Raw genomic sequence first — 4,907 nt, 5'->3', positions numbered from 1 at the left:
TTTCGTCCCTGCTCGACTTGTAGGTCTCGCAGTCAAGCTCCCTTTTGCCTTTGCACTCTACGAATGATTTCCAACCAGAGTCACTCGACCAGTGAGCTATTACGCACTCTTTAAATGGTGGCTGCTTCTAAGCCAACATCCTGGTTGTCTGGGCAACTCCACATCCTTTTCGAGTTCTTACAATATATTTAATGTAACAATAAAAATTAGATTTGTATTCAAACTACATATAACTAAAACTCAATGATTATCACATTCCATTTAGGAAAAATTCGTAATGAGTTATCATCAAAAGCCCTACTTTCTCCAACCTTAGTATTCTCTAAAAAAGAATAGGACAATTTCACCTTCTCATATACATCGAACAAGGAGCTGGTGTATATGAAAGAAGAAATCATCATGATCCCACTGAAAAATATACACCCCCTTTATGATACTTATATTTCTAGCGCTTTTTTGACAAGGATGCAATTAACCGCCAATCAAATAGAAACATATTGATTTAATCCTCCCAGTTGAAAAGTATGTTCGCGCTGGATAGTACGTATTCGTGGGTAGTTATGATAAATATAGATATATGAAAGAGCAAATTTATCCAAAAGCCTCTTGCATTGTCGAAAAGAAGACGTCCTCGATGAAACAAAATTTGAAGGTGATGGGCGACTTCATAACAAAGGTGATTCCTGTAGTAGAGAAAACAAACTTAAACTACTAGAAATGTTAAGACACTTATCCCCTATTTCCCTTAAAACCTTAATCACGTACACAGGTTTTAAAAGAAATGAATTAGAACACTTAATTATCATCAAAAAGTTCCGGAACATTATAGAAGCGAACAGGCGACAACGTCAACGTTGAACTGGATTGCCACTCACAAGGCACTTACACCGCGTATAAAAGAATTCCTCTGCAACCGGGCACTCCACACTCAAAAAACTTGAGCCACATTCTTTTGAAATGCTGACGGAAGACCAGCAACGTAAAGTTCTCACTCGTTGCATAAATTTTAAAGGTGAGCTAGTTATTAGTATTCACAAGATGATTGATGATTATTTAAACAACTGAAATAAAGAAGCCTGACTAAGAGGCTTCCTCAACAAACTTATTCCTATTTGTCTTTATATCTGATTCACCTATACATATAACAAAGATTTAAATGAGCGCCAATGCATTCAATCAAGGAAATACCATTGTGCCATGAAATTTTATTCGAGAGCTATCATGTCCATAGCTACCTAAAAAAAACTTTTCAACTTAAACTTTTCCGCTGCAAACGCAGTTCTGTCCCCACCCTACTTACTTCTCTTAAAAAGGCCCCCACGCAATGGCATGAGCAATTAACAAGAACACACATCCGATTAAGAACCATACAATCAATAATGGAAAAATAAACTTAGCCCATTTCGCATAAGAAATTCCTGCTGCTGCAATAGTTGCCATAAAGTATCCTGAAGTTGGGAAGATAATATTGGATAACCCATCTCCAATTTGGAAAGCCAAAATCGCTGTTTGTCTTGTTGTTCCAACGATATCCGCTAATGGGATCATAATAGGCATTGTAATTAAAGCCTGGCCACTACCGGAAGGAACGAAGAAATTAAATAAACCTTGCGTTGCCAGCATTCCTAATACGGTGATTGATGATGGCAAACTACTAACGACGTGTGATAACCCATAAATAATCGTATCAATGATTTGACTTTCTTCCATAACAACCGCTACTCCGCGCGCCACACCGATAATCATCGCGCCAAGCAACACATCACGAAACTCTTTATTAAAAGATTCACTGATTTGGTTCCCTGACAGCCCTGCCACAATCCCAACAACAATGCCAACCGCAAGGAAATAACCAGCTAATGTAACGAAATCCCACTGATACGTTAACACACCATAAATCATTCCGAAGAACATGATGATGACGACAAGACCAGCTATTTTTTGTCTTGTGGTAATTTCATAGCTTTTCTCTTCGAAAAAATGTTTAGAGGCTGTTTCTTTTAAACTCTGTTTAACTAATTGAGGGTTTTTTTCTAGCTTTTTCGCGTATAGAAGCAAGAAAACAACACCTGATAAAATGATTGCGATTAATAATAAAAACCTATATCCTGCACCAGAGTAAACGGGCAGTTCAGCAATTTGATGAGAAAGACCAACCGTACCTGGATTTGTTAATGCCGATAAAAACCCACCAGTTGTTGCGATCAAAGCTACGCCAGCAGCCATCATTTTATCGTACCCGAGCTTAATCATAAGAGGTATTAAGATTGGCACATAGACTAAAGCTAATTCTGGAGTACCAATAAAAGCCGTAATAACCGAGAAAGTGACGAGTAACACAGGAATAATTAACACCTTATTCGTACTAAATCTTTTCGTTAAGCGATCTACACCAAAGTGAATAATTCCTGTATCCTTTAACACCATAAAGGCTCCACCAATCATAAATGTGAAAAACACAACTGAACTAGCGCTAACCATCCCTTGAGGAATCGCTTTTAAGAAGTCCATGAGTCCAATTGGAGTTGAATCAATAAACGTAAACACTTCGGGATTAATCATCATTCTTCCCATTGGTCCTTCGACACGTTCATACTTGCCTGCCGGAATAATATACGACGCAAGGCTCATACCTGCGACAAATATTAATAAAATAACGTATATATGAGGAAAAGCAAATTTCCTCTTAGGCTGCTGTAGTTTTGGTTTTGGTTGTGCAATAGGCGCTTCAGCTCTCATAGTTTCCCACTCCTCTTTTAAAATACCGAATATTCCGTCTTTAAGTCTTGTACTAGTGTTTAATTAAACACTAGTTTTGCTAGAAGCGTCTTTAAATACGCATTGACCTTTTGAGATTGTGTATAGCGTTTTTCCCATAAACGTTTTTCCGATATAAGGACTGATCTTATGTCTGTATTTAAGGTCTTTCGTTTTTAACTCGAACTCTTCATTAAGGTTAATCAATGTCAGGTCCGCATCGGAACCGATTCTGATTGATCCTTTATTTGGATATAGCCCAAATCGTTTGGCAGGTTGAAAAGCTGTAACTTCTGCAATTTTTGACAATGATACTTCGCGCTTATGATAACCTTCTGTTAAAAGGACATGCAATGTATTTTGACAGCCAGCAATTCCACCCCAAACGTCAAAAATGCTTTCTCCTTGTGTTTTCATTTCTGGAGGTGATGGAGAATGATCGGAACTAATGATGTCGATATCCCCGTTTCTTAATGATTGCCATAACAGATCCACTTCCTCTCTTTCTCGTAAAGGTGGTGCACATTTAGCAGTAGGGCCAATTTCCTCGAAATCATCAACCGATAAACTCAAATAGTGTGGGCATGTCTCAGCAGTGACATCAATCCCTCGTTCCTTCGCTTCCTTAATACTATCAATCACTCGCTTACTACTTACGTGAACAATATGTAATTTACACCCCGTTAGCTCTGCATAACTAAGCACTCTCTCAACTGCTTCTAGCTCAGATAAGACTGGTCGAGAGTTACAGTAATCACGGATTGATAAACGTTGTTCCTTTTTCGTTTTGTATGTTAAATAATTGATCATTTCATTAGACTCAGCATGAAGCGCTAAAATCGAATCCAACTGTGCGATTTTTTCCATTCCTTTCAATAATGTACCGTTATCAGCATATTGAAAATCATCCGTTCCACACTCGGACATAAATGCTTTAAAGCCAATCGCACCTTCTTCATAAAGTCCTTCAAGATCTTCAATATTATCAGGTACTAACCCGGCCCATAATCGGTAATCTACAATAGACTTTTCGTCAGCTAACTGCTTCTTCTCTAAATAGCGTTCCTTTGTCGTTGTAGGAGGATTGCTATTTAAAGGCATATCAAAAAATGTTGTCACACCACCGGCAGCTAAACTTTTGCTCCCTGTATCAAGTCCTTCCCATTGATCTCTTCCAGGTTCATTAAAATGAACATGAACATCAATCAAACCAGGGAATATGTGCAATCCTTTTGCATCAATCACCGTAGCACTGCCTCTGTCAATTGTGTCTGGTTCACAAATCGCAACGACTTTGCCATTCAGTATTCCTAAATCCGCTTCAAACACATCATTTTCAGTCACAAGAGTACCAGAAAGGATAACCGTATCAAGCTTCATATCAACTGCCTCCTGTTTTCATTTAGCTTAAATTGAGTGTAAAAGATTTTCATAGATTCATCATTAGCTACTCAAACTAAAAAATCTTTATTTTATTAGTCGACATGTACAATTCACTCCAAAAAAAAAAGAAAATATCCTTCTTTCTTTATTACATGATTCAGTTTTAACAGATCTTTCATAAACTTAGCTTGATATTGTTAGATATTGTGACACCCTTTCACCTCAGATCAGAACGATTTTCACAAAATGTATTAATTCTTCCTGAATCCTTTTGGAAATTGTTCTTTTTTATTGCTGTTGTTCTTCTTTTTCTTCTAGTTGCTCCGAAAAAGAAAAATGGGGACAGGTACATCGTCCCCATTCTAGTAACTTGTTATTTATCTTATATTCCTGTTTGAGTTAATTAAAAAGATTAATAGCGCTGACTTTCGAATAATTAGTATCATAGGTTACTATCTGTGAACAATAAAGGGATGGGAACCTACCCGTAATTTCCTGTTGTGAATTGGCCTGTTCCATCGTCCCAAGGGTAATAAACTTTATGAAACAATGAACCTGTCCCTCTCTGTTTCCTATTTGAAGTTTTATTCCCAGACCGGAAGTGTGCCACCCACTTCCTTTCAGATCTGGTATTCTACCTTCGCTTTTCGGGACGCTCACTCTATAGATTGCACCCATGCTGGGCACACAAAAAAAAGCATCCCTCAACGGAATGCTTTCATTTTTTGCCCGGCAACGTCCTACTCTCACAGGGGGAAGCCCCCAAC

General features: G+C 38.0%; 3 protein-coding genes and 1 other annotated feature. All 3 genes read right to left on the bottom strand.

The window, feature by feature from the left end; genetic code table 11:
- Positions 1 to 60: 60 nt before the first annotated feature.
- Positions 61 to 166: a sequence feature (23S ribosomal RNA rRNA prediction is too short), on the bottom strand.
- A gap of 1,139 nt (positions 167 to 1,305) precedes the next feature.
- A complete protein-coding gene (locus tag PQ474_RS25510) occupies positions 1,306 to 2,739 on the bottom strand; it encodes a YfcC family protein (RefSeq protein ID WP_273848386.1) in 1,434 nt (477 codons plus the stop codon).
- A 63-nt stretch (positions 2,740 to 2,802) separates the two neighbouring features.
- Positions 2,803 to 4,137, bottom strand: a complete 1,335-nt coding sequence (locus PQ474_RS25505; protein ID WP_273848385.1) for an allantoinase — start codon at positions 4,135 to 4,137, stop codon at positions 2,803 to 2,805.
- 402 nt (positions 4,138 to 4,539) lie between these two features.
- Positions 4,540 to 4,907 (bottom strand): hypothetical protein (locus PQ474_RS25500; protein ID WP_273848384.1); only part of this gene is annotated, 368 nt, incomplete at its 5' end.

Origin of the sequence: Halalkalibacter alkalisediminis (genome assembly GCF_028610705.1) — a bacterium.
GTDB lineage: Bacteria > Bacillota > Bacilli > Bacillales > Bacillaceae_D > Halalkalibacter > Halalkalibacter alkalisediminis.
The sequence above is the reverse complement of the archived record's forward strand: the minus strand, read 5'-3'. Positions and strand labels throughout refer to the sequence as shown.

Excerpts from the sequence above, each read along its gene's own strand:
- PQ474_RS25510 (WP_273848386.1), bottom strand. The coding sequence starts at position 2,739 with ATGAGAGCTGAAGCGCCTATTGCACAACCAAAACCAAAACTACAGCAG.
- PQ474_RS25505 (WP_273848385.1), bottom strand. The coding sequence starts at position 4,137 with ATGAAGCTTGATACGGTTATCCTTTCTGGTACTCTTGTGACTGAAAAT.